Consider the following 26,354-nt stretch of genomic DNA (forward strand, 5'->3'; position numbering starts at 1 on the left):
CTTTAACTTGAGGTGATGAGCAATTTCTTCGAAGAACTCAAAACGCGAAATGTCTACAAGGTGGCTACCGCCTATACGGTAACCGCCTGGTTACTTATGCAGGTCGTGGGAACCCTTGCGAACAATCTCCGCTGGCCTGCCAGTATTGCTGAGACCTTTACGCTTATCTTAATAGCTGGTTTTCCTATTGCATTAATATTAACGTGGCTCTATGAATTTACACCCAAAGGCATAAAGCGAACCGGTAAAATACAGCAAGATACTTTTGATAATCGCAAGGCAGGACGCAGATTGAACAGAGTGATTATTGGCACATTGGCAATCACCTTGTGTTTCATGCTGGTAGAGCGATTCTTCTTTGCTGGTCGTACAACAATCAATAAAAAACAGAAAGCCAGTATTGCAGTACTGCCATTCGTTAACATGAGCAGTGATGCGGAAAATGCCTATTTCGCAGATGGTCTAACTGAGTCTATCTTGGACAAACTAGCCAAAATAAGTGGTATGCAGGTTACTGCCCGAACCTCTTCCTTTAAATTCAAAGACAAGAATGAGGATGTCCGTGATATTGGTCAACAACTATCAGTCAACTATATTTTGGAAGGAAGTGTGCAGTACGATCGCAGGAGCAATCGAATCCGGATCACAGCCCAATTGATCAATGCCAATAATGGGTATCATTTGTCGTCAGACTCCTATGAAGACAATTTTGATGAAATTTTCAGACTTCAGGAAGATGTTAGTCGCAAAATAGCCTCAAAGCTCCAGGTACGCTTACTGCCACAAGAGGAGAGGGAGCTGGCTTCCGAGCTTACAGGGAATAAGGATGCCTATAAGTTATACCTGGAGGCAAGAACATATTCTGTAAAAAGGGATGATAAAAATCTTGAGAAAGCCATTAATCTGCTCAACCAGGCTCTTGAAATAGACCCAGAGTTCGCGGAAGCCCATGCTGAGCTCAGTTTTCTGTACCCGCAGCGTTTCTTTTATGGCAACTTAAGTAAAGAAGTAAGGGACGAAAAGATGGATTTCCATCTTCGAGAAGCCGTAAGACTGGCTCCAAACAAGGCTGAGGTCCTTCTCGCTGAAGCCAGATATAACTCTCGAGGCAGATGGGATTCAAGTTTGGTGATTTCCAAAACAAGAAAAGCTATCGAGCTTCAACCTAGTAATGCTGATGCCCATTTTCTTCTTTTCCAGGCCTTAGGTAGGGCAGGACAGATGGAACTACGTATAGCAAGTTTGGATAAGGCTGTAACGCTAGATCCCTTCAATAGTACGTTTTTGTCGGCATGGGCCCGTTTGTATTTTTACCAGCTAAAACAACCCGAAAAAGGATTGCAAGCCATGAATAAAGTAATAGCCAATGATTCGTCTTATTTACTTGCAGCCGTTGGGAAAATGAATATGCTTACGTACGAACCCTATGGAGATCTTGCTCAGGCATTCACGTCCTACCATCAAATTACGCAAAAGAACCCATACGAAAGACCCAATCCCTTATTAGTGACTTCCTTGGATTTAGATTTAGACCCCGTTTCGGATAAGTATGCGCGCTATCAGCAAATGAATTACCCGGATAATGAGGATCATACGTTCGGAAACATACTTTTCCTTCATTCGTTAAAAAAGGAGTACGAACTTGCAAGGGACTGGATCCTTTTTTGGGAAAAAGAAAAAAACCTCGATCCCGAATTGGCTGCTCTTCATCTGGCGTATTTGGAATGGAAAAAAGGGGATCATAGCGGTCTGTATGCCCTTCTCGATAAATGGAATCCAAAATTTAGAGATGCCAGTATTACCTCTTCAGATCTAGATGGAGACAGCGCACGTGATTTGATTGATTATATCAACATTCTAAGGATGACAAACGATAAATCCCTCGCTGATAATCTCGCCGCAATTCTTTGTGAATACTACCAGAACAGGATAGATGATAACCCATATCTAATTTCAATAGGTAAAGAACGAATGCTCATGGATTGCTATTACGCTTCAGATGACATTCAAAATTTTCTGGATGTCTTGAATACCAGTTATTTCGTTCATAAAAATAAGGATGGAGTATTCAGTGAACTCAGGTACGGAACCTACGATAGGTTCAATCAAAATGCAGAATTCAGGGCTTTAAAGAACAGAATAATTGAGGATACCCATCGAATGCGAGCCGAAGTCATCACTTACTTGAAAGAAGAAGGCGAATGGGATCCCGACTGGGATAAGGAGCTGGGGCTAGATTAAAGCTATCTGTCGATAAGAACAAAGGGAATCTCTCTTTTCTAAGGCCGCTCCCATCCAAAATGCTCCTTTACCATGGCCTTTACCTGATTTTCCGTCATACTATCCGCTGTTTTGACCGCCTGTATTTTGGCTCCTATCTCCGCGTATCTTTCATGCATCTCTTTGGCAAATTTATCCTTCACCTCTGCAGGGCCGAAGATGGAGATGACATCCGCCTTTTTGACCGTGTCTGCCAGTTTTGCAAAATACTCCCGCAACTGGTGCTTTTCCCGCTCCAGATAACGGCTGTCCTGTACTACCTGCTGGGGTCCCCAGCGGGTCTTGGAACGAGAGCCACCCCTGACGTTGTAGAACTCCATCTCGGATTCTATGGTCTTAAAGTGTTCTTTCTCACTCTCAAGCGTAACGATATGTGCCTTTTCCTTATCGATCCAGATTCCAACTTTTTTCATGATAGTATTTTTTATTATTACTATTATTCCCCTTCTGCTCAATGAATTACGTCAAATTACAACTTATAGAAGGAGGATAAAATGATAATTGTCATCCTATCAACCCAATTGATCTTTTCTTTTTAATAGGTCTGTCCCAACTATTGTTTATTTTAATGCGATGATTAAGTTGAAACTATTACGTTCCTTCTAAGCCGTTTTACAAATGAAGAAGATTGTGATTGCCCCGGATAAATTTAAAGGCTCGCTCACGGGACTGGAATTCTGTGAGGCGGCAGAAACGGGTTTAAGGCAAGTTTTTAATGAAGTGGAGATCATCAAAGCTCCCCTGGCCGATGGTGGCGACGGGACCATCGAAGTGGTTCGTTACTACCTCAATGCCGATACCGTTGAAGTTACGGTTAATGATCCTCTTTTCAGACCCATTAAGGCTACCTACCTGTTTTCGAAATCCTCAGGAACCGCTTATATAGAAATGGCAGAGGCATCCGGACTCAAGGTCCTCAAGGACCATGAAAGGAACTGTATGCAAACCACTACCCTGGGAACAGGACAACTTCTTGCAGATGCCCTTGGTAAAGGAGCTAAAGAAATTATTCTGGGCATAGGTGGCAGTGCCACCAATGATGCCGGGATGGGTATGGCTACAGCCCTGGGCTTTAAATTCCTGGACAAGGAGGGAGATATCCTAAGTCCGGTGGGAGCCAACCTGATCCAAGTGGCAACTATTGATACTGCGGATGTTCTACCCCAACTGAAAGACCTGGTAGTAAGGGTAGCCTGTGATGTCACCAATCCGCTTTACGGCCCTAATGGAGCAGCCCGTATTTACGCCGCTCAGAAAGGGGCGTCTGAAGGAGAGATAGACCAATTGGACGAGGGTTTAAAGCGTTTTGCCAGGTTTCTTGAAAAAGACTTTAATATTGATGTTCAGCAAATTGCCGGGGCAGGAGCCGCGGGTGGGATGGGAGCCGCTGCCGTTGTTTTTCTCAACGCTGAACTTAGCTCAGGGATTGAACTGGTAAAGGATCTGGCCAATTTTGAAGAGATGATCACCGGAGCCGACTGGATTATTACCGGAGAAGGAAAGCTCGATGAACAGACTCTTTCCGGTAAGGCCGTTAAGGGGGTATTGGAATCGGCAAAAAGAGAAAGCATCCCTGTTGCTGCTTTTTGTGGAATTATCGAAGTCTCGGCAAGCACTGCAGAAAAACTGGGACTCTCCTATACTGTTTCAGTTTCCAGTAATATGCCTAACCTTGAAATCGCATTAAAACGCAGTTATGAGAATGTCGTAAAAGCAGCGGCCGATTTTGCCCATAAACTGAATAATACCTAGCTGAAGATATTTTAATCCTTTCAATGATATTTAAGAGTATTATGCGCATTCATAGTGACAACTCATCTTAAAAGTGAGCGATGACTTCAGCTTGTAATCTTGAAAAAAATAATTTACTTCCGCTTCATCAATTAATTTGTCGAGAAAAAGTCATGGCTTAGAGAAAGGGATTGTCAATTCTAGGTGTGATTTTCAGTAGGTATTTTAAGCTGTTACTTCAGATATCCTGCCTTCAATGAAATACATATCCATTTCTCCTCTGTTCTTAATGGCAATCACGCCCCTTGGAGTGCAAATAAACTCCTTTTTTACAAGGTGGTAGGTCATTTCACTTATATTGATCTTGCCAGCTTGAGACATAGATTCCATCCGTGCAGCTACATTAACGGCATCCCCCCAGATATCATAAGCGAACTTGTGAGTTCCCACTACACCCGCCACGACGGGACCCGAGTTGATCCCAATGCGAATATCAAAACTGAGCTCTGTTGCCTTGATATCATTTTTGGTCTCTTCCACAAAAGCCACAATATCGAGCGCTGCAGAGACCATCCTGACTGCGTGGTTTTTCTCCTCCCCGTGCAATCCGCCAACACACATATAGGAATCTCCTATGGTCTTGATTTTCTCCAGGCCATAATTTTCTATAATGGCGTCAAATTTAGAGAAATAGAAATCGATGGTCTCCACCAGGGCTTCGGGGGAAAGGTCTTCAGAGTAACTTGTAAAGCCCTTGAAATCTGTGAAGAGGACGGTCACAGATTCATATTTCCTGGCTTTCACCTTTCCATATTCTTTGAGTTCCAGTGCCGTTTCTTCAGGCAAATATTGAGTAACAGATTATCTGATCGTTCTTTTTCTTTTTCTATGATCTTTTTGGTTTTGCGAACAAATTGATTTCGCCTGTATAAACCAAAAGCCAACAGGCCGATAAGAATGAGACCTGCACTGGTAGCGATTGAAATATTGCGCTGGTTTATTCGCCTCTGATCAGCCAGGTCGAGCTCAATCTGCTTCTGAGACACCTCGTAATCTGTCCGCAGATCGGCCATTTTTTGAACTTCTGCAATATTATTGACACTATCTCTATATACTACATATTCCTTGTAGTGATTATATGCAGAACGAGGATCATTCTGAAGGTCGAAGATTTCGGCTAACTTGAGGTTAGCCTGGCTAATCTGATCTTTCAGGCCGTACTGCTGGGCCAGATCCAGGCTGCGGTAGACATAGCTTTTTGCCGTATTAATATCATTCTTTTCCAGGTAGATGTCTGCCATGTATATAAGATATACGGAAATAGGATAATAATCTTCCAATTCAATCAACACATTTATTGCCTGGTTCATGGCAGATTCTGCACGGGCATTGTCTCCCATGGCAGCATATACCATTCCCGTATTGCCTAGAGTATAGGCTGATCCCAAAGTGTATTTTAAATCCTTAAATAGTTGTTCAGCCTCTTGATTGTAGAGTAAGGCAGAATCGTATTTTTTGGAATAAAAATATTCCTCTCCTGCATTTAATAAAGTTCCGGCGAGTGATGCGCTATCAGTTGTTTGCCTTAGAATTGAAATTGCCTTGTTGTAATACATCATGGCATTGTCTTCGCTGCCTATCTCCGAATACACTCCTGCAATGGAGGTATAGAGTTTTCCTTCGGTTGAAATATCCTTAATCTTAACTGCGTAGGCGATTCCCTCAAAATAAGATTTCAGAGCAGCAGCCAGGTTACCCAGTCTTATTTCGGCATTGCCTTTCTGCAGATAACCATCGATCAGAAGTGATGTCAATGAGTCCTGCTTTGCCAGAGTTATCAGCCTTTCTGAAAATTCCCTGGCCAAAACCGGATCCGTTTCTTCCACGGCAACAATCTTTAGTCTCTCGAGGTACAATGAATCGATTGTAGGATTAGACTCAAGCAGAATCTTTATGCTATCAGAAGTATTCTGATCCTGTGCATGAAGACACATTTGTGCAAAGAAAAAAAAGCCTATAAAAATATAGGCTGAATAGTAAAAGCTTTTATGTCTCAATACAAATCTTATTTCATCTTGATTTTTGGATCCTGGGATTGCGTACCATTTACGCCGGAAACATTATACCTTATTGTATAGTCCTCAGTTCCTTTATTTGGATTTCCGCTTTTTACGGTGCCAGTAAAGCTGTTATTGCGGTTTGGTCCGGGATTGAAATATGTGGTCGGCGCTATACTGACAATCCCAGTAATGTCATTAGTCTGATCATTCATGTTGAGGTCGTAAAGCCACTGCACGGTATCTCCAACGGCAACCTCGGTGGTGAAGTCAGCATCGTCCCGGTTGCTCCATGTAGCTCCTCCGTCCTGGGACATATAGGGTGGACATGGATCGTCGGTAGTTGCAAAAGGTAAATCTTGTGTTGAGTCATAATTTAGTTGGTTTTAAAGGTTTTTTATATTCTTCAATATAGGGAATTAAATAGTTGTGTAATGGAGAGGAGGACGGAAGACCATATATTCTTTCCTAGCATGCAGAATTACCTTTCGAAGAGTATTCCTACAGATGTTAGCTTATTAGCTCTAGGATCGGTATTCTAGATTTATGATTTTTGTCTATTTTGCCCTCCTATTTTAACCTCCACAAACAGATGCCTATCTTTAAATGTAAAATCGAGTATATGGGTAATAGGGTATGGTTAATTTTAGGCTTATGTTTACTATTGATACCTCAGGGCTGCAGTTCCCAAAAACAACTCATCGAAGGGGAAGAAGAAACAGTTGTTACAGAAAGACTGCAATACTACCTCTATTTCCCGGAGGATTATGAGGAGGATGATAAAAAACGCTTCCCCCTCTTGCTCTTCCTCCACGGGGGAGGGGAATCCGGCGACAGCCTTGCCGTACTTAAGAAGAATGGTCCACCAAAAATGCTGGACGAGGGAAAACAGTTTCCCTTTATGGTGCTGGCCCCTCAGAATCCTCACAAAAAACAATGGTGGAACGTTCGTGCAGTTATACAACTCCTCGATACCATAACGACACACCACAGGGTAGATCCGAAAAGGATCTACTTATCCGGCCTCAGCAGGGGCGGGAGTGCAGCCTGGGAACTCGCCGTACAGTATCCGGACCGATTTGCAGCACTTGCGGTGGTTTGTGGAATGGCCCCGGTGCCCTATGCCTCATGGATCAACAAAGACCTTCCCATTTGGGTTTTTCACGGCACAGAAGATCGATCCATACCCTTCTCAGAGTCTGATACTATGGTTGCCGCTCTAAGGCAGATGGGATACGATGTGACCTTCACGGCCTATGAAGGGGTAGGTCACAATTCCTGGGAACAAGCCTACCAGACGGAAGCCCTTTACGACTGGATGATGGAACAGAAGCTCGATTAAGAATCTACAATTATTGTATTTTCGCTATTCATAATGCCCTTTTGATAATGAAGTTGTCCTCCCGGTTTTCTTTTCTCCTGATCACACTGCTTATCCTGATCTTTTCCGCTTGTAAAGACAAGGCGAATAAAGACCAAGAACACAAGTTTACCAATGCACTTGTACATGAGACAAGTCCCTACTTGCTCCAACACGCTCACAATCCGGTAAATTGGGTCGCATGGAGCGATGAAGCCCTTGAAAAGGCCAGGGAAGAAGAGAAGCTCATTATAGTGAGCATTGGTTATTCCTCCTGTCACTGGTGCCATGTGATGGAAGAGGAATGCTTTGAAGATGTGGAAGTTGCTGCCCTGATGAATGAAAATTTTATCAATATAAAAGTAGACCGGGAAGAGCGCCCCGATGTGGATGAAGTTTATATGACCGCAGTTCAACTCATGACTGGCAATGGAGGCTGGCCGCTAAATGTGATCCTCCTGTCCAACGGGAAACCGCTTTATGGCGGTACCTATCACACCAAGGCCCAATGGATGGAAGTACTTACTGAGGTCAATACCAAATACAACAATGACAAAGCCGGAGCGGAAGATTACGCAAATCGTGTTGCTAAGGGCATTGCAGAAGTAAACTTTATCCCCAAGGTAGAATCGGAACAACCGCTGCCCGACAACTTACTGGAACAAGCCATGACGCGCTGGAAGCCGCAGTGGGATATGGAAAAAGGGGGTAATCAGGGACGTGAAAAATTCATTATCCCGGCCAATTTGGATTACCTACTGGATTATGCCCGTCTCACTGATGATCTGGAATCTGATGTATTTGTAAAAAACACATTGGATAATATCCTCCTGGGAGGAATCTATGACCATATTGGGGGTGGATTTTTCCGGTACAGTACCGACCCCAACTGGAAAGTTCCCCATTTTGAAAAGATGCTGTATGATCAGGCGCAACTCATCAGTCTCTATGCCAAGGCCTATGCCATCTACAAAGAGCCTGCCTATAAGGATGCCGTCTTACAAACCATCGCTTTTCTCGAGAGGGAAATGAAGGGACCGGACGGAGGATTTTACGCGGCCATGGATGCTGATAGTGAGGGAATCGAAGGTGCGTATTACACCTGGAAGGAAGTTGAATTAAATCGCCTGCTTAGGGATGATTTCGGCCTCTTTGCGGAGTATTATTCGATCAACCCTGCCTCTTCCTGGGAAGAGGATCTTTACGTGCTGTTCAAATCCCAATCCGATGCGGAATTTGCCAGGGAACACGATATAACCTTCGCTCAACTGTCTTCCAAAAAAGCTTCCTGGCACCAGGATTTGCTAGCGGCTAGAAAACAAAGAACAATGCCCCGTAAGGACGATAAGGTGATCACCTCCTGGAATGCCTTGCTGATCTCGGGTTTGATTGATGCCTACAAGGCTTTTGATGAGGAGGTTTTGTTGGATAAAGCAAAGGGGTTATTCAGATCCTTAAAGGCTTCGGCTGTTTCCGAGGATAAAGTGATCCACTCCTATAAAAATGGGAGTACCCGTGAAGAAGGGTTTTTGGAAGACTATGCCTTTTTAGCCAGAACCAGTTTTTCACTTTATGAAACCAGCCTGGACACTACGTATCTGGATTTTACCCGCAAGCTGATGGAGGAGGTCGAATCGCGCTTTTTCGAGAAGGAAACGGGGATGTACCAATACAATGAGAATAACGATTTAATTTCCAGGATCATCAAGATTGACGACGGGGTCCTTCCTTCACCTAACGCTGTAGTAGCCGAGAATTATCTCTTGTTGGGGCATCTCAATTACGATATAAAGTATCTGGAAAAGGTAGATCAGATGCTGATGACGATCAGTCCACGGGTGCTTGAAGCGATAAATAACCACTCCTATTGGGCAAAGCTGATGCTGTCCAGGATTAAACCTTATTATGAAATTGTGGTTGTGGGACCTGATGCCGAATTACTCAGCCTGGAATTTCACAAACTCTTCCTTCCTAATGCCCTGGTTGTTGGTAGTTTAAAATCCAGCAACCTCGCCCTGTTTAAAGACAGATATGTTCATGAGGAGACGTATATCTATGTCTGCACCAATAATACCTGTAAATTGCCTGTGAAAACGGTTACGGAAGCCTTGCAGCAATTGCAGGACTTTGGGCTGAATTTACCTTGACAAGTTGCAGGGAATCGCTATTTCTGGCTACCAGAACATAGGAGTCTCCGTCAATTTCTATAACGTCCATATCCTTTACGTCTCCCGGAGTAAACCAGCCGCTGTCCATACCCCTTACCGGGCTGAACCCACCGTCGCCATTTCCTTTAAGAAAGAGGCCATTACTGGCATCATTTCTGGGAGTTTCAACTTCTGAACTGTACAGATTACCTGCGATGACGATATCCATATGAGAATCTCCATCGTAATCATCTACCAGGATCTGGTTGATACTTGAGAGCTGTGCCAAATTGGGCAATGGATGAGACACAAAGCCCTGGCCTGTGTTTTCCAGATATACACTGGCAAAGGAGGTGACCTGATAGTGCAGGGCATCTTCCAGATATTCCTCAGTGTAGACGTCCTCAAGGGTGGCCGTTGAAAAGGAAGCGTAATCCTCAAATTTCTTCTTTATCCCCGGCATTTGTTGAGAGGAGCATTCGCGTCCACGGAGCGGATATTGTTTACCTCCGTTAAAATAACTGAGAACAATATCAGAAGTGCCACTTTTGTCAAAATCGTGGTAGTAGATATCAAAGGTCTCTTCTTCGCTCGCCTTGTATTTATAATTTAAACCGAGATTCCCGGCCACGTAATCCATGTCCCCGTCCTTGTCGAAGTCGCCTTCCTGAATACTGAACCACCACCCGGTGGTGTCGCTCAGATTGACGCGGCCTGTCACATTTTCAAAATTCCCATTATTATTTTGGAGGACTGTCAGGGGCATCCATTCTCCCGTAATCAGCAGATCCTCATACCCGTCATTGTTGTAGTCGGTCCAGATGGCATCGGTCACCATCCCCAACTGATTTAGGCCTGGTGCCACTTTATCAGTGATGTCTGCAAAGAGCGCTCCTCCCTTTTGGGTACTTATATTTTCCAGGATATAACTTGCAGCGGGCAGGGGATACTGCCCTGGGACTAATCGGCCCCCAACAAACAAATCCAGATCACCATCCTTGTCGAAATCTGACGCTTTTACCCTTGAGCCGCTGCTGAACATCTCCGGGAGCGATTTTGGTGCTTTGATCAACTGTCCGGTTCCGTCATTGAGGTAGAGCCGGTCTTGTAATAATTTAGAGCCCGCACTAAATTCATTTCCGCCACTTACCATATAAAGATCATTGTCTCCGTCACCCTCTGCGTCAAAAATAAGGATACCCAGGTCCTCATATATACTATCCCGGGTGACTGACGGCATGGCCTGCCTTTCGAATCCTCCTGCTTTTTTATAATAGATCCCTGCGGGATGATTGGATGCTCCTCCCACTACAAAATCGTCTTCTCCGTCCCCGTTGAGATCTCCAACTCCGATTCCCGGACCAAACATGGAAGTCTGATGGGGCAGCAGGATTTCCTTGACGAAGTCGTTGTAATAATTCTCCTCATGTCTGAAATCTATTCCAAGAACTTCAGGATCCGTGGTTTCAAAGATTTTTTCTTCCAAACTTTTTTTGTTTCTGATGGCTTCACCGGCATTGGCGTATTCAATCACTTGCCTTGTATTGGAACTTAGGCTGGTTATCAGTTGTTCTTTCCCGTCGGGCCAGCGTATCAGAAGACTATCCAGACCTTCTCTGTCTCCCAGTCCAAAATGCATTTGAGGTGCTACAGAAGATTGAAATCCGCGGCTGAGCGTCATTTCCTGAAATTGTTTGTCCCCTTCATCCATCGCAGTAGCCTGTACGCCTATTCCGAAAGGATTCTTCTCCGGTCCCTTAAAATTCAGGACCAGGGAATTGCTGCTTCCTGAACTCAGGTTCTCAAATACTGATGCTACATCGTCGATATTATTGGTGATCACTTCCAGGTCCCCGTCATTATCGAGGTCTGCATATACAGAGCCGTTGGAAAAACCTTCAAAGGATATTCCCCAGGTCTCATTCATCTGAGAGAAGGTGAGATCCCCGTTGTTTTTAAAAACAAAATTATCAATTGGTTCAGATGGGATTGAAAGGGAACGCTGAAGCAAGTCGTCCATTGGCCGTCCTTCCTTTTCCCAGTTGAGGAAGAAATCCCTATTGTTGATCTCCCTGCGGGTGCCATTGGAGATAAAAATGTCTTTCCAGCCATCATTGTCGAGATCAGCTATTAAAGGGCCCCAACTCCAATCCGTGGAGGAGACACCTGCAAGCCTTGAGATATTGCTGAAATCGGGTAGGGAATCATATAGAAGTCCGTTGTTGAGCTGCAGGCTGTTTTGCATGTATTGATAATGAAATCCTGAATTGACTGTTGACCAGAATAAGTCGGGATTCATACTGGCCATATTGGCTTTTGATCTGCGGTTAACTTTGGCGGTCATATCTACCTGCAGGATGTCGAGTAATTCATCGTTATTGAAATCGGCGATATCCGTGCCCATGCCATAAAAGGCGGTATTCTTGGTAACCTGTCTAACAACTTCTGAAAAAGTCCCGTCCTGATTGTTGACAAAAAGGTAATCGGGAGTAGAGAAGTCGTTAGAGACGTAGATATCTGGCCATCCGTCCTTGTTGAGGTCTCCCACAGTAGCACTCAGAGAAAGTCCAAAGGTGGTCAGTCCTGCCTCTTTGGTAACATCAGTAAAAGAATCTCCATCATTGCGGTAGAGTTTATCGGTTTCGATGGGTTTAGGATATTGTTGTTTAAAGAGATAGAAACTATTGGGAGCATCAAAGCGGGTAGGGGGGTAATTGGCCAGGTACATATCAAGGTCCCCGTCCAGGTCATAGTCGAAAAAGGAAGCCTGTACACTATTACCGGGATCAGCAAGACCGTACTTCTGCGCTTTTTCGGTAAAGGTGTTATCCCCATTATTAATAAAGAGTTGATTTTCCTTTTGCCCGTATCTTCCCCCAACTGAGCAGTATATATCGAGGAAGCCATCGTGATTAACGTCAGCCATCGTAGTTCCGGTATACCAGCGATCATCTCCTGAAATACCGGCAGCTTCTGAAATATCTTCAAAGGTCATATTTCCCTTGTTGAGATAGAGTTTGTTGGGTACCATGTTCCCGGTAAAAAAAAGATCGATCAATCCATCATTGTTAATGTCTCCTGCGGAAATACCGCCGCCCATATAGATATAAGCATAGGTGAAATAATTTATTGAATCATTCTCGGTAATGCGGTTTTCAAAGGAGATCCCTGTCTTACTCATTTCCAACTGGCTGAAAATGGGTTTAGATCCCTTTTCTTTGGATGAGCATGACAGAAGCAGCAGGAGCGCAATAAAAGGTAAAAGTAAACGGTACATATAGACAATACTTGAGTAAATAAAGATAGAAAATCATTAGGGTATGCGAAATAAAAAACAGGGCATTAACATGCCCTGTTTTTATTTTAGATTGGTTTGTTTATTTAGAATCCTGGATTCTGTGATAAAGCACCACCACTTAAATCAATTGCGTTAATTGGAATAGGCAGTAGGTCCATGTTTGGCATATACGTTCCTGCTTTTTGACCAAAGTTTGGAATGGTTCGCGCTTCATTTTGAACATAGGTATTAATTACACTTTCAGCGACACCCCATCTTCTGAGATCAAACAGACGATGTCCTTCCATGGCCAATTCAAGACGACGCTCAAAACGAACCGCTTTACGTGCGAAATCCTGATCAGGGAATGACACATAAGGCTCAATTTGATAATTAGCTGCATCTGCTGTACCTGCCTCGTTTTGAACATAGGACATATTCTTAGCCCTGTTTCGAACCTGGTTAACATAGCCCAAAGCCGTTGGAAGATCCCCGGCCTCAACAGCAGCTTCCGCGGCCATCAACAATACATCGGCATACCTGATGATATGGTAATTAATTCCTGAGTGTTGCTGTCCCCAGGCTCCTGTTCCTACATTAGCATCTTCACCAGCCTGGTATACATTCTTCTTAGAAAGATAAGGCCCTGAAATATCGGCGTCTGATGCACGGATCCAATCCTGTCCTACATGGGGACCATAACCGTTATAGTCGATTCCCCTTCTACCTACAGTATAGTCCAGTCTGGGATCAAGCGGACCTGCATGTGGGGTAAAAGGATCGGAACTCGCTAATTCCTGATCATTAGTTACATCTGTTGTATTAAAGGTATCCAGCAATGGCAAGCCTGTGCCATCGGTTTGATACGCATTTACAAGATCCTGTGTGGGCTGATAGAAACCACAGCAAGATCCGAAAGGCCCCGGATTGGGGAAATTCAAAGTACCTCCTCTGTTTCCGTTAAAAGACTGTCCTCCATCCGTTGTGAATTGTATGGAAAATATAGCTTCAGATCCGTTTTCACCTGCAAGGGAGAAATTAGCCAGGAATTCCGGATTCAATGAATACGGTCCGTTGTTGATTACATCAGTAAAGAGTGTAGCGGCAGCGGCATAATCAGATTGAAACATATGTGCTTTACCCATGTAGGATTTAGCTGTCCAGGAGGTTGGCCGTCCGACGTCTGCCTGAGATGTTGGCAAATTGTCGATGGCATATTGAAAATCAGCTTCGATCTGGTCCCAGATAGGTCCTGAATTCGCCTGATTGAAATCTGTGTTCGCAAAATTATCTTCCGAGATATAAGGTACATTTCCGAACATCTTCTGAAGTTCAAAATTAAAATGTCCTCTGAGGAATCTGGCTTCAGCCAATTGCGAAGAGAAGTCGCCCTCTTCAATGTTATTGATAAGATTGATAACTGCATTAGCTCTGTTTACTCCTGCAAATCGTCCATCCCATACCGTAAGATACGGATTAGCCGAAGTCCAGTCATAAATCTCAAGTAAATACAGGTCGGCCTGATCTCCGTCAGTACTACCCTTATGGGCATCGTCAGAGATTACGTCTAACCACCAGTTATCACCACTCACCGTCCAGTCGGCACCCCCCTGGTTATTCCTGATTCCGTCCAAAACGGAATAAGCCCCAACCAGCAGGAGATTTACACCTTGCTCATTTTGCAGGGTCGCGTCACTCAGGGCTCCTATAGCCGGCACGTCTGTAAAATCATCGCTACAAGCAAATATTGCCGCGAATAAGGTTAAATAATAAAAGATTCTCTTTTTCATTTTTTTAAAATTTTGTGTTTATACCAATTGTAAGTATTTGTGCCAATGGGAATACAGGATTTGGTCCATCCACTCCCAAAGATAAGTTATCTGTTGAAATTACTTCAGGGTTTAATCCTTCGTAATCCGTAATTGTAAACAGGTTGGTACCCTGAATGTAGATACGGAACATATCCAATCCAATGGTGCTGGAGATGCTTTCATCAAATGTATATCCTATCTGTAGATTCTTCATTCTTAAAAAGGATGCGTCCTCTACGAAATAAGAATTCGGTTGAGTTTCGGCATTGGTGATGGACTGACTCAATGCAGGCAGTGTGGCATTGGTGTTTGATGGTGTCCAGGAATCCAACACTCTGGCGCTACGGTTTCCGTTGAAGAAAGTAGGGAAGTCTGTAAAGATCTTCTGATAGTTGTAGGCATCATTACCCGATGATCCGGAGAAGAATGCTGACACATCGAAGCCTTTATAACTTGCCGCCAGGTTTATACCGTAGGTGAAATCAGGGTGTGGAGATCCAATGTAAGTTCGGTCATCGTCATTGATAGTTCCGTCTCCATTTACATCTTCATAGGTAAAACGTCCACTGCTGTCAAAGCCCGTTACTCTTCTGCCGTAGTATTCAGAAATAGCTCTGCCAACTTCCGTTCGCGTTACGGCGCCTCCCCTAAGGTCGGTCCTTCCGATCTGAAAATCACTGATCAGGTTTTGCACTTCGTTCTTATATCTGGAAATATTGGCATCGATAGAATAACTAAGGCCATAAGAAGTTTCATTGCTATACCCTAAAGCGAGATCAAATCCAGTGTTTTGGATATCTCCAAGGTTAACCAAAGGTGCCGTTGCATCAATAGCGGTAGTACTGATCAAGCTTAAATCCCTTGTGATCAAATCCTTGGTATCAATATCAAAATATTCGAAGGATACCGATAATTGATTATTGAACAAGCCCATTTCAAAACCGATATTGGTCGTTACACTTGTCTCCCAACGCAGATCAGGATTTCCTACCTGACTAAGAATCGCTCCTGTGGAAATCGAACTTCCATTTAAGGCGTAGTTGGCAAGGCCTTCATTTAAGTTTGAGATATTGATAGTTGGGTTACTGGCCGGTAAAGTCTGGTTCCCCAGTTCACCATAAGATGCCTTCAGCCTTAATCTGCTTACCCATCCATCTTGTGGGAAGAAATCTTCATCACTGATTTTCCATCCAGCACTAAAAGAAGGGAAGGTCTGACTCTGATTTTCTCCAAGGAATCTAGAAGACTTATCATTACGCAGGGTTACCGTAGCAAAATATTTACCCTGATAGGAATAATTTGCTGTTCCGAAAATGGAAAATAAGGTATTACCTCCGTCAAAGGCAAAATCAACATTAGGTGTTCCGCTACCATTGCTCAGCAGGTAGAAATCTGGGGTTTCAAATAAAAACCCGTTACGGCTGATGGACTTCCCTTTACTGTTCTCCTGCACAGCTTCAACCCCTGCAAGGGCATTGATGGTATGCTCGCCGAATGAACCGTTATAATTAAGTACGTTGTTCCAGGTCCAGGAATAATTATTTATATCCTGCTCAAACAAAGTGTTGGTGGATAGCGGCTCTATAAATTCCGGATCAAGCGCCTGAAATCTTCTCTGACTGAAATTTTCAATGTTACCACTGACGGTGGTTTTAAAGCTAAGGCCCTCGTAGAGTTTAGCTTGGAGGTATACATCCCCAAATACGCGGAAAATTTTATTGTAATTGTCAGATCCTCGTGAAAGCAATGCCACGGGGTTCCTTGTATTACTGAGTCCGGGACCACCTGAGCCGGCAAAATCACCTTCGTCATCAAATACAGGTACCAGTGGAGTAAATCTGTAGGACATGTTAATTGCCTCTAATGTTCCTTCCTGTTGGCGAGAAAAGGAAGCATTAAGGTGTTCTCCTATGGTGATAAATTCACCAATTTTAAATTCAGAATTTAATCGGGTTACCCCTTGCTTAAATCCGGTATCATTGAGTATACCTTCACGATTTAGGTAATTCACAGATAAAAAGTATCTCCCTGTTTCATTACCATTGGAAATGGAAAGGTCAAAATTTTGTGTAGGTGCATTTTGGGTGATCTCTTCAAACCAATTGGTTCCATTTGGCTGATTGACCGTAGCTGTACGGGGTGCCCTTGTAATGGGATCGTAGGAGACCACTCTGGTGTAATCCTGAACCGTAGTTGGTACTACCGGAGTTGGGCCATTGCCGTACTGAGGGTGTTCTACAGTTGCACCGTCATTGGCAAGACTCTGAAATATCATTTCCCCGTGTTGCTGAACATTTAACATATCCGGAAGATTGGTCGCTCTGGATATACCCGTATAAGCATTAAAAGTTACCGTGGGTTCAGCCTGGTTGTAGCTACCACTTTTTGTGGTGATAATGACAACACCATTGGAAGCCCTTGCTCCGTATATGGCTGCTGCACCATCCTTTAAGACGTTGATCTGTTCAATATCCCCCGGGTTAATACTATTAAGGATGGAAGGATTGTCTGTCTGAACTCCATCAATAATATATAGTGGATTGGTATTGTTGCTGGTTCCAAAACCACGAATCACAATTTTTGGTGAGGATCCCGGTGTACCTGCATTGGTAACGGTTACCCCTGTTACCCGACCTTCTAGAGCTTCCGCAGCATTCACCAATGGCGCCTTGGTTGCCTCACTGATATCAACTGATGCAACCGAACCGGTAATATCTCCCCTGGTCTGGGTAGAATAACCTGTTACAACTACTTCGGAAAGCTGACTGGCATCTTCAGCCATCTGAACGTCAATTCTGCTTTGTCCGTTGATAGGAATTTCCTGTCTGGCGAAACCGACATAACTGAAGATAAGCGTAGCATTGGCATCTGCAGTTATTGTATAATTTCCATCAAAATCAGTCTGGGTTCCGTTGGTTGTTCCTTTTACCAGAACATTCGCACCAGGTAATGGTGCTCCCAGATCATCTGTCACCGTTCCGGTAACGGTTTGCTGAATACTTTCTTCAGTGTCATCCTTGTCAATTGCCGATATATTGGCAAATCCAACAGATACTGAAAAAAATAAGAGCAGGGACAACATCCCTGCCAAAGCGGATTTCGCAACGGAATTCCACGTCCCCGGATTAGATCCAGGTTGGGTAAATTTTCGATCCATAATCGTGTCTCGTTTAGTTAGTTAATGATTACTTTTTGATACTCTTATTCTACAATATCGATTGCGTAAAATGTTAAAATATCATAAAAGCAATATAATATTACTAAAATATTGGGAAAGCTTCCTAATGATTCCTAATATTTTTAGAAATTCATAATGTTAAATGTGATGGGTTTGATGGAAAAGATGCAGAAGCAGATCCGGTGTTTTACTTCTGGGATATTTTAGAATTGATATGAGATTGACATTTTTGGACTGTTTTAATCCGAATTAATTTTTAACTTGTCTTTCTATTCAATAATACCTTTCAAATGCAAATCAAAGAATCTCAGGTTCGTTACGACGCCATTATAGTTGGCTCGGGAGCGGGAGGTGGTATGTCTGCCAAAGTTCTGGCAGATGCCGGACTGAAAATTGCAGTCGTGGAGGCAGGGCCTTACTTCGATCCTGCTGACCCCAAGCAAATGACCCAGTTAAAATGGCCCTATGAATCCCCGAGAAGAGGTGCGGGAACTTCTCGTGTGTTCGGCGAGTTTGATATGGCCTATGGCGGATGGGAAATAGAAGGAGAGCCCTATACCCAAAAAGACGATACCGATTTCTGGTGGTACCGCTCACATATGCTAGGAGGGCGTACCAATCACTGGGGCAGGATTTCCCTGCGTTTTGGCCCAAAAGATTTTAAACATAAAGATGTAGACGGGCTTGGGGATAATTGGCCAATTGGATATGAAGATGTGAAGCCCTATTACGATAAAGTGGATAAACTCATAGGCGTTTTTGGCACCAACGAAGGTCTGCCCAATGATCCCGACGGATTTTTTCTTCCTCCTCCTAAACCCAGGCTTCACGAGTTATTCTATATTAAAGGTGCGCGAAACTTAAATATTCCCGTGATCCCTTCCCGCATGTCAATGTTGACCAAAAAGATCAATAATGAGCGAGGGGTATGTTTTTATTGCGGACAGTGTTCCAGAGCTTGTCAGGTGTATGCCGATTTCTCCTCAGGTTCCTGTTTAATTTTTCCCGCCCAGAAAAGTGGAGGACAGGTAGACCTTTACGTAAATTCAGTGGTGAGGGAAGTAACTACTGATGAAGAAGGCAAGGCAACAGGAGTGTCTTATATCAATAAAGAAGACAGGAAAGAATACAAACTAAAAGGAAAAGTGGTGGTCCTGGCCGCCTCAGCTTGCAGCTCTGCAAGGATCCTTTTAAACTCAAAAAGCAAACAACATCCCAATGGCCTAGGAAATAGTAGCAATCTTGTAGGGAAATATCTGCATGATTCAACCGGGAGCAGCAGAGCCGGGTTTATTCCGGGCTTAATGAATCGTAAAATGTACAACGAAGATGGCGTAGGAGGCATGCATGTTTACACGCCCTGGTGGTTAGATAATAAAGATCTCGACTTTCCTAGGGGCTACCATATTGAAGTTTGGGGCGGCATAGGAATGCCCAACTACGGCTTCGGATTTAACCCTAATGATTTCAATAAATTTTTTGGACTACCCACAGGAGGCTACGGCCCTTCATTGAGAGCGGACGTAAAAAAATACTACGGCTCCGTGATTGGATTTGGCGGCAGGGGAGAGGCCATCGCAAGAGAGGATAATTATTGTGAGATCGACCCCACAACGGTTGATGAATTTGGGATCCCGGTACTGCGATTTAAGTACCAATGGTCAGATTTTGAGAAGAAACAGGCCAAGCATATGCAGGAAACGTTTGAGGAACTCATCCATAGTATGGGAGGAGAACCTTTGGGCGACACGCCTACCAAAGAGCAGGATTACGGCTTGCTCGCTCCCGGGATGATTATCCACGAAGTGGGAACTACCCGCATGGGTGACGATAAGAAAAAGTCGGTTGTAAATCGTTATCAGCAATTGCATGATGCAAACAATGTTTTTATCACAGACGCAGGACCCTTCGTCTCCCAGGCAGACAAGAATTGCACCTGGACCATTCTGGCGCTTTCATGGAGGGCATCAGACTATATTCTAGAACAATTGAAGCAACAAAACATCTGAGAAATGGACAGAAGAAAAAGTATAAAATCTATCCTTTTGGGCTCAGTCGCCGGAGGATTGGCCATTCACGGTTGTGCACCCGGGGAAGAAAATGAGGCACTCGCGCAGCAACTGGTAGAAAATACCAATTACTTTGGCCGAACCCCCGAAGAGCTGGAAGAGATAGCTAAACTCAACGCAGAACAGTTTTTTAATGCGCACGAGCTGGAAACCATAGATGTGCTGAGTAATCTGATCTTACCACCAAATGAAAATGGTGGGCCCACGGAAGCAGGGGTACCAGATTTTGTCGAATTTATGGCTAAGGATATTCCCGAATTACAAACGACCCTCAGGGGAGGTTTGATGTGGCTCGATCACAAAAGCAACACCGATTATGGTACTGAATTTAAAATTAGCCCGGAGGTATCCCAAAAAGCGATCCTGGATCCCATTGCCTTTTATGATCCTGAAATCCCGATGGATGACCATCCATTGGAAGTGCAGTTCTTTAACCTGATGCGAAATCTTACCCTCACGGGCTACTACACTTCAAAAGTGGGGATCAAAGACCTCGGCTACCAGGGTAATATGCCCAATATATGGGATGGGGTTCCTCAGGACGTTCTGGATCAGCACGGGATGGCTTATGAAGAGGAATGGCTGGCTAAGTGTATTGACCAGAGCAAAAGAGGAGTGATCGCCGAATGGGATGAAAACGGAAATTTGCTTACCTGAGAGGACTGGTAAACTAAACTATATTAAAAAGAAATGTACTATGAATAATTTTAAAAGTTTCTGGCTCGTCCTTTTTGCTACATTACTTTCTGTACCCTCCACGATGGGCCAGGAGGTAGGACTTCAGCTTTACAGTCTTAGGAATCAATTTAAAAACGATGTAGAAGGAACGCTTAAAACCATCAGCGATTGGGGTATCACCAAGGTTGAAGGGGGCGATACATACGGCTTACCCCTGGAAGAGTTTTTGGGTTTGTTAAAAAAGTACGATCTCGAAGTAGTAAGTGTGGGTGCTTCCTTTGAGGAGTTGGCAGAAAACCCACAAGCTGTCGCAGAAAAAGCCAAGGCCTACGGCGCTACTTACGTTATGTGTGCATGGATACCTCACAAGGGAGATGAATTCACTCTGGAAGACACTCAAAAAGCTATTGACGTATTCAATACTGCTGGGGAAATCCTAGATCGGGATAATATCACATTGGCTTATCACCCGCATGGGTATGAATTCAGGCCCTATGGAGAGGGAACCCTTTTTGATTATATGTCCGAAAACGCAGAGGATTTTTACTTTGAGATGGATGTTTATTGGGTGAAACACGGAGGTGCGGATCCGATGGAATTGCTAAACAAATACACCGATCAATTTGTACTGATGCATCTCAAGGATATGGCAGAAGAGGTTGAAGGTAACGATACAGGGCACGGGGATGTTGAAACTAATGTGGTGTTGGGAACCGGGCAAATTGATATGTCTTCTATAGTAGCTAAGGCAAAAGAACTGGAAATTGAGTATATGTTTATCGAAGACGAATCGTCTCGCGTACTTCAACAAGTTCCTCAAAGCCTGGCCTATCTCAAAACTCTTGAACGGGACTAAATTGTTGTAAATTAATTGAAATCTGCTACGGCGACGCCAACCATTGAATCGGCTGTTCCATAATAGAGGAACCATTTGTTCTTGTAGACCACCAGGCCTTCTACAAAGGTAGTACCGGCCTTGTATTGTCCACTGGTCTCATGAGGCAGACTGGGACATATAAAAGGTTCCGGAAGGCGTTTTAGGAATTTAGCCGGATTTTCTTTGCTAAATAAGGCCTGTCCTCCGCAATATGTATTTTCAGGCACATTAGTTCCCGCACCCGGACCACTCAGGTTTTTTCCATTGTATATCACCAGGATCCCTTCGTCTGTATAAAGTGCTGGCGGACCTGGTTCTACCAAATGACTGTCAAAATCCTCTAAGGTGGGTTCAAAAACGTGAAGCAACTCGCCCTGATCATCGAGCAGTGGATCCCAATTGATTCCATCCTCGGAGCTGGCTACGTTCATAAATAATTCTCCCCAGTACATCCAGTATTTATCCATGATTTTTTTAGCGACGAGTCGGCCATCCACCAATTCCGTAACCACAGATCCCGACTTGCTCCAGATGTCCAGAAACCTGCCTTGATAAGAACGGTAAAAAACCGGTCCTTTCTTCACCCAGGATTTTAAGTCCGCAGAAACCGCCGCTGATAGTCGCGCCGTCTTTTTATTCCAGCTAGTATACAGCATAAGATAAGTCCCATCGGGCAATTCTACCACCCTGGGGTCTTCAACACCCCCAGGTTGATCCCAGACACTGAAATCATCATTATCCGGGTACAGGACGGGATCAGGATATTTAGTAAAATCAATACCGTCAGTACTGTAAGCCAGACCTATTCTGGAAGTTCTTCCTCCCAGTATGGCACTTGGATCATCTTCGGCCCTGAAGAGTAAAAATATCGTATCGTTTCGAACAACGGCACCCGGATTAAAGACGTCGGCTTTTTGCCACTGAACGCTTGTCTTTTTTATGGGGTCCATAAAGGTGGCCTTATGATCAGCCTTGAGAATAGGATTGGTGGCCGGTTTTTCAAATCCAAGAAGCCAGGGATTTTGTGCAGACAAATTGTTGTTAAAGAGGATTATGATCAATAAGACCAATACATCAGGAAATCGCATTGTATTTTGATTTGTACAGTAAGGTACGCCTTTTTGATATTATCCTTACTTTTAATATTGAATATAAAAGTCATTCACTTGAAAGTTATCCTTCGATTCCTTCTGCTGCTCATTCTGCTAGCGGCCTGCAAAGAAAAGCCCCGAAAAAATTCAGAAGAACAAAAACAGATGTCTCCTCAAGTCGAAAGAGATACGGTGAAAGCCGCAGAAGTTCAACAACCTTTCCCTTCACTGGAGGAATTATCGGATACTACATTTGTGCGACTTGCCAATTACAGTTCGGAATTCTCTTATGAACTACGCTATGCGACGACGAATAATTTTCTCAAAACGAAGGTGTACGATTGCCCGGAATGCTACACCAGAAAAAAAACGGCAGTAGCGCTTATCGCTGCGAACAAAGAATTAGCTGAAAGGGGATACAGGATTCGCTTTTTTGATTGTTACAGGCCCAATTCAGTACAATATAAAATGTGGGAGATCTACCCAAATCCGCAATACGTCGCAAATCCGGATAAAGGTTCAATTCACAACCGCGGCGGTGCTGTGGATATCACTCTTGAAACCTTAGATGGAAAGGTATTGGATATGGGAACCGATTTTGATTATTTCGGCAGAGAAGCTCATCACGATTACCTTGAAATGACAGAGGAAGTACTTCGCAACAGGACGCTGCTCAAAGGGGTTATGGAGAAAAATGGCTTCTGGTCTGTAAGAACCGAATGGTGGCATTACAACCTTGGAAGCGCCTCCAGAGACCCGGTAGCCAACTTTAGCTGGAAATGTCCTTAGTGCATTGAATTACAATGCGTTGATTGTCTTTATTTATAGTAAAAAATAAATATTTATCACCTCCGTCTTTTAGCTTGAATTTCTTCCGGATCGCTGCTACACGCTCAGGAAAATTACGGGTGCTGACATTTACTTTGCTCCCTTTTATTGTTTTCAGGACTGCACTGTTATATGGCTTTATTTCCTCAATTCGAAATACGCGTCCGGGGAATGAAATCAGGGCATCTGAAGTATACAGATGACTGTGTTCATGCAGTTTTTTAACGTCGTGGGCTCTGCATATAGCTTTGAAGGCTCCGGCTTTTAAAACGGCACTGTTGGGTTCGTACAAATAGGTAAGTGGATCAGAAAATGAACAGCTCGCAATTTTTTCTTTGTTGCGCTCAAATTCGAAGACTTGCTGCTCACTTTTCGTAAAATTTACAGCTGTGATCTTAACCTCTTTGTTTGGACTGTCTTTCCGTAGAATCCACAGTAATTCCTTTACCTCATTATCTACTGCTACCACGTGTATTTCGGCCACCTCCTTTAACTGTTCTATCCCGGCACTGAGGTCGAGTAGGGGTGAGGTCTTGATCATTACGGCTCCTGCTTTCCTGAGCAGGAGGTCGCGATGTAAAATAACATCCGGACTGCAATCGGCAAGTTGAAACACTTTTTTCTTATCCTGATCACGTCTGCTGGGATCCAGATAGATCCAGTCAAATTCTGTCGCCGTGTTTTTGAGAAACTCTATTCCGTCTGCACAATGAAAATCCACATTATTGATTCCTAAGGCTGTGGCATTCTGCCTGACGATCTCATTCAATTCAGGATCGATTTCGCAGTAGGTAACACGAGGTATTTTGCGACTAAAAAAATAAGTGTCTACTCCGAAACCGCCACTGAGGTCTGCCACCTGATTTCCACTGAGCATTGAGGCTTTGTGGGCTGCAGTAATTTCGGAGGAGGTTTGCTCGAGCTGCACTCTATTCGGATAGTAGATCCCAGGTGTTTTAAACCAGGTGGGTAGCTTTTCTTCTGCCTTTTTCTTCCCGTAGAGTTGTTGACCTAGTTCTTGTGCAGAGATTTGTAAAAACCGGGGCTTTGAAAGCAATACTGACACGATGTCAGTATTGTAATTATTTTCTATAAAATCCTGTAGACCAGTTTTTAATATATTTTTATTCAAACTAAAACTATAAGTCTTGAGTAAGTTTCTTTACGATCTTATTATCAGCCAAAAACTCCTTTAAAATGACCTTAATGGCGGTATATCCGGGTACAGCAACGATCATTCCCAACACTCCAAAAAGTAAACCGGCAATGATGATCACAAGGAAAATTTCCAGGGGGTGCGACTTCACACTGTTGGAGAAAATAAAGGGTTGCGAAAAGAAATTGTCGATAAGCTGACCTATGGCAAATCCTATCAATACGTACCCCGTTTTTGGAAGGATCACCTGGGTAAAATCGGCCCCTAAATTTGAGGTCATGGAGAGGAATATCATAAGCACCATGCCAATGATCGGCCCTACGTAAGGGATGATGTTAAACAAAGCACAGAGGAAGGCAATGACTATCGCATTGGGGATTCCCACAATCAACAGAACAATAGTGTAAATTATAAAGAGGATCATGATCTGAAATAGCAATCCCACGAAGTATCGCGATAACAATCCATTGATCTTATTTATGGAATTGGCCATACCCGATTCCTGGTTATTAGGCACAAATGTTAGCAGCCCCCTTTGAAAAAGAGAACTGTCTTTGAGAAAGAAAAAGGAAATAAACAGCACCGAAAACAGCCCGATGCTGGCAGCACTAAGCGTATTTATAAAGGAATTCAGGATATTTGGAATAAAGCCAATATCGAGGCCATTAATCACATTTTTTTCAAGTTCGGTACCCTTAATGAGGTCGTTCACCTGATCGGCTGAAGCACCAAAATAAAGAATGATCTCCTGGTAAAGCGAACTGAATTTCATTCTCAGATCTTCGATGTTTAACAGCGACAGATTAGCCGCCTGTTCCGCTACAAGTGGGAAGAACAAGGCAATAATTCCCGCCAGCACGGCAACCATCAAAACCATGGTCGTGATCACAGCCAGGGTATTCGGAAACTTTAATCGCTTCCTTAAGAATAATACGACGGGCCTTCCGATTAGCGCGACCACTGCTGCCATCGATAGGTAGGCCAGAACAGATCTGATCTGGTAAAGGAAGTACAGAAGCAGAGCGATACCCGCAAGTATCCCTATCGCCCGTAAAATTCCCTTAGAAATGATATTGGAATTCATATGCTAATTCTTAAAAGCGTATTGAATGATGTTCGCACCCATCTGAAGGGCCTTTTGCCTGACCTCAGGAGGATCATTGTGAACTTCAGGATCTTCCCAGCCGTCGCCCAGATCACTTTCGAAAGTAAAGAGGAGGACCAATCTGTTTTTATCAAAAATACCCAATGCCTGTGGTCTCTTTCCGTCGTGCTCGTGAATCTTGGGTAAGCCGGTTGCAAATTTAAATTTCTGAGAAAAAATAGCGTGCTCCGGACTCAATTCCTCCAATTCCTTATCTGGAAATATTTTTTTTATTTCCTTCCTGATGTAAGGTTCCATTCCGTAGTTATCATCGATATGTAAAAAGCCTCCTGCCAGGAGATAGGTTCTCAGGCTCCCGACTTCTTCATCACTAAAAAACACATTGCCGTGCCCTGTCATGTGAACATAAGGGTATTGAAACAAGAGGGGGCTACCCGGTTCCACAGTTTGTGGTTCAGGGCTGATTCTTGTGCTGATCGTTTGATTGCAAAAGCGGATTAGATTAGGCAAGGCGGTAGGATTTGCGTACCAGTCTCCGCCACCCTTGTATTTTAAAACGGCAATCTCTTGTCCCGATGCGGAGGTGAATGAAATTCCAAACCCAATAATGACTAACAGTACAATTTTTCTCATTTTATTGCTCTTCGGCCTTTCAAATGTACGTAATAACTGGCTCAAACTTTTAAGAGCTAATCAGCTGTCGAAGCCC

The 26,354-nt window shown here is 43.7% G+C and carries 19 protein-coding genes; 8 read left to right on the forward strand and 11 right to left on the reverse strand.

Going from position 1 to position 26,354, the window contains the following annotated elements; translation table 11 throughout:
- The first annotated feature begins 15 nt into the window (after positions 1 to 15).
- Positions 16 to 2,241, forward strand: coding sequence for a hypothetical protein (locus EQY75_RS04350; RefSeq protein ID WP_129603195.1), 2,226 nt, complete (start codon positions 16 to 18; stop codon positions 2,239 to 2,241).
- Between the two features lie 38 nt (positions 2,242 to 2,279).
- On the opposite strand, the gene EQY75_RS04355 is transcribed toward EQY75_RS04350, so the two are convergent.
- Positions 2,280 to 2,693, reverse strand: a complete 414-nt coding sequence (locus EQY75_RS04355; protein ID WP_129603197.1) for a hypothetical protein — start codon at positions 2,691 to 2,693, stop codon at positions 2,280 to 2,282.
- A gap of 205 nt (positions 2,694 to 2,898) precedes the next feature.
- On the opposite strand from EQY75_RS04355, the gene EQY75_RS04360 reads away from it, so the two are divergent.
- On the forward strand, positions 2,899 to 4,032 hold the full coding sequence (locus EQY75_RS04360) for a glycerate kinase (protein WP_129603199.1): 1,134 nt from the start codon (positions 2,899 to 2,901) through the stop codon (positions 4,030 to 4,032).
- 204 nt (positions 4,033 to 4,236) lie between these two features.
- On the opposite strand, the gene EQY75_RS14165 is transcribed toward EQY75_RS04360, so the two are convergent.
- Genes EQY75_RS14165 through EQY75_RS04370 form a run of 3 tightly spaced genes read right to left on the reverse strand, consistent with a single transcriptional unit; the run spans position 4,237 to position 6,385 of the window.
- Entirely contained in the window at positions 4,237 to 4,857 is a 621-nt protein-coding gene (locus tag EQY75_RS14165) for an adenylate/guanylate cyclase domain-containing protein (protein ID WP_246019996.1), read from the reverse strand.
- Complete coding sequence (locus tag EQY75_RS14170) at positions 4,812 to 6,068, reverse strand: tetratricopeptide repeat protein (protein WP_246019998.1); 1,257 nt, start codon at positions 6,066 to 6,068, stop codon at positions 4,812 to 4,814. The genes EQY75_RS14165 and EQY75_RS14170 overlap by 46 nt, the downstream gene beginning before the upstream one ends.
- An 8-nt stretch (positions 6,069 to 6,076) precedes the next feature.
- Positions 6,077 to 6,385: a hypothetical protein gene (locus tag EQY75_RS04370; protein ID WP_129603201.1), complete on the reverse strand. Its 309-nt coding sequence runs from the start codon at positions 6,383 to 6,385 to the stop codon at positions 6,077 to 6,079.
- Positions 6,386 to 6,690: 305 nt separating this feature from the next.
- Between EQY75_RS04370 and EQY75_RS04375 the strand changes: the two genes are divergently transcribed.
- On the forward strand, positions 6,691 to 7,410 hold the full coding sequence (locus EQY75_RS04375; protein WP_129603203.1) for a carboxylesterase family protein: 720 nt from the start codon (positions 6,691 to 6,693) through the stop codon (positions 7,408 to 7,410).
- Positions 7,411 to 7,457: 47 nt separating this feature from the next.
- Positions 7,458 to 9,575, forward strand: a complete 2,118-nt coding sequence (locus EQY75_RS04380) for a thioredoxin domain-containing protein (RefSeq protein ID WP_129603205.1) — start codon at positions 7,458 to 7,460, stop codon at positions 9,573 to 9,575.
- Here the strand turns inward: EQY75_RS04380 and EQY75_RS04385 are convergent.
- From EQY75_RS04385 to EQY75_RS04395, 3 genes are all read right to left on the reverse strand, one after another.
- A complete protein-coding gene (locus tag EQY75_RS04385; protein WP_129603207.1) occupies positions 9,526 to 12,852 on the reverse strand; it encodes a CRTAC1 family protein in 3,327 nt (1,108 codons plus the stop codon). The two genes, EQY75_RS04380 and EQY75_RS04385, sit on opposite strands and share 50 nt — an antisense overlap.
- A gap of 104 nt (positions 12,853 to 12,956) precedes the next feature.
- Entirely contained in the window at positions 12,957 to 14,642 is a 1,686-nt protein-coding gene (locus tag EQY75_RS04390) for a RagB/SusD family nutrient uptake outer membrane protein (RefSeq protein ID WP_129603209.1), read from the reverse strand.
- A gap of 4 nt (positions 14,643 to 14,646) precedes the next feature.
- Entirely contained in the window at positions 14,647 to 17,820 is a 3,174-nt protein-coding gene (locus tag EQY75_RS04395) for a SusC/RagA family TonB-linked outer membrane protein (RefSeq protein WP_246020000.1), read from the reverse strand.
- Positions 17,821 to 18,131: 311 nt separating this feature from the next.
- On the opposite strand from EQY75_RS04395, the gene EQY75_RS04400 reads away from it, so the two are divergent.
- From EQY75_RS04400 to EQY75_RS04410, 3 genes are read left to right on the forward strand one after another with little or no spacing between them, the layout of a single operon-like run.
- Positions 18,132 to 19,850, forward strand: coding sequence for a GMC oxidoreductase (locus EQY75_RS04400; protein ID WP_129603211.1), 1,719 nt, complete (start codon positions 18,132 to 18,134; stop codon positions 19,848 to 19,850).
- Between the two features lie 3 nt (positions 19,851 to 19,853).
- Entirely contained in the window at positions 19,854 to 20,567 is a 714-nt protein-coding gene (locus EQY75_RS04405; protein ID WP_129603213.1) for a gluconate 2-dehydrogenase subunit 3 family protein, read from the forward strand.
- Positions 20,568 to 20,607: 40 nt separating this feature from the next.
- The gene (locus EQY75_RS04410; RefSeq protein ID WP_129603215.1) at positions 20,608 to 21,444 is read left to right on the forward strand and encodes a sugar phosphate isomerase/epimerase family protein; all 837 of its coding nucleotides are present in this window, start codon (positions 20,608 to 20,610) and stop codon (positions 21,442 to 21,444) included.
- 11 nt (positions 21,445 to 21,455) lie between these two features.
- Here EQY75_RS04410 and EQY75_RS04415 read toward each other — a convergent pair whose 3' ends face one another.
- Positions 21,456 to 22,553: a glycoside hydrolase family 130 protein gene (locus EQY75_RS04415; protein ID WP_129603217.1), complete on the reverse strand. Its 1,098-nt coding sequence runs from the start codon at positions 22,551 to 22,553 to the stop codon at positions 21,456 to 21,458.
- 168 nt (positions 22,554 to 22,721) lie between these two features.
- Between EQY75_RS04415 and EQY75_RS04420 the strand changes: the two genes are divergently transcribed.
- The gene (locus EQY75_RS04420) at positions 22,722 to 23,345 is read left to right on the forward strand and encodes a M15 family metallopeptidase (protein ID WP_129603219.1); all 624 of its coding nucleotides are present in this window, start codon (positions 22,722 to 22,724) and stop codon (positions 23,343 to 23,345) included.
- On the opposite strand, the gene EQY75_RS04425 is transcribed toward EQY75_RS04420, so the two are convergent.
- From EQY75_RS04425 to EQY75_RS04435, 3 genes are read right to left on the reverse strand one after another with little or no spacing between them, the layout of a single operon-like run.
- Positions 23,326 to 24,516, reverse strand: coding sequence for a class I SAM-dependent methyltransferase (locus tag EQY75_RS04425; RefSeq protein WP_129603221.1), 1,191 nt, complete (start codon positions 24,514 to 24,516; stop codon positions 23,326 to 23,328). The two genes, EQY75_RS04420 and EQY75_RS04425, sit on opposite strands and share 20 nt — an antisense overlap.
- 7 nt (positions 24,517 to 24,523) lie before the next feature.
- Positions 24,524 to 25,624, reverse strand: a complete 1,101-nt coding sequence (locus EQY75_RS04430) for an AI-2E family transporter (RefSeq protein ID WP_129603223.1) — start codon at positions 25,622 to 25,624, stop codon at positions 24,524 to 24,526.
- Between the two features lie 3 nt (positions 25,625 to 25,627).
- Positions 25,628 to 26,278, reverse strand: coding sequence for a DUF4159 domain-containing protein (locus tag EQY75_RS04435; RefSeq protein WP_129603225.1), 651 nt, complete (start codon positions 26,276 to 26,278; stop codon positions 25,628 to 25,630).
- Positions 26,279 to 26,354 lie beyond the last annotated feature (76 nt).

The sequence above is a fragment of the Muriicola soli genome (assembly GCF_004139715.1).
In the GTDB taxonomy this organism is placed as follows: domain Bacteria; phylum Bacteroidota; class Bacteroidia; order Flavobacteriales; family Flavobacteriaceae; genus Muriicola; species Muriicola soli.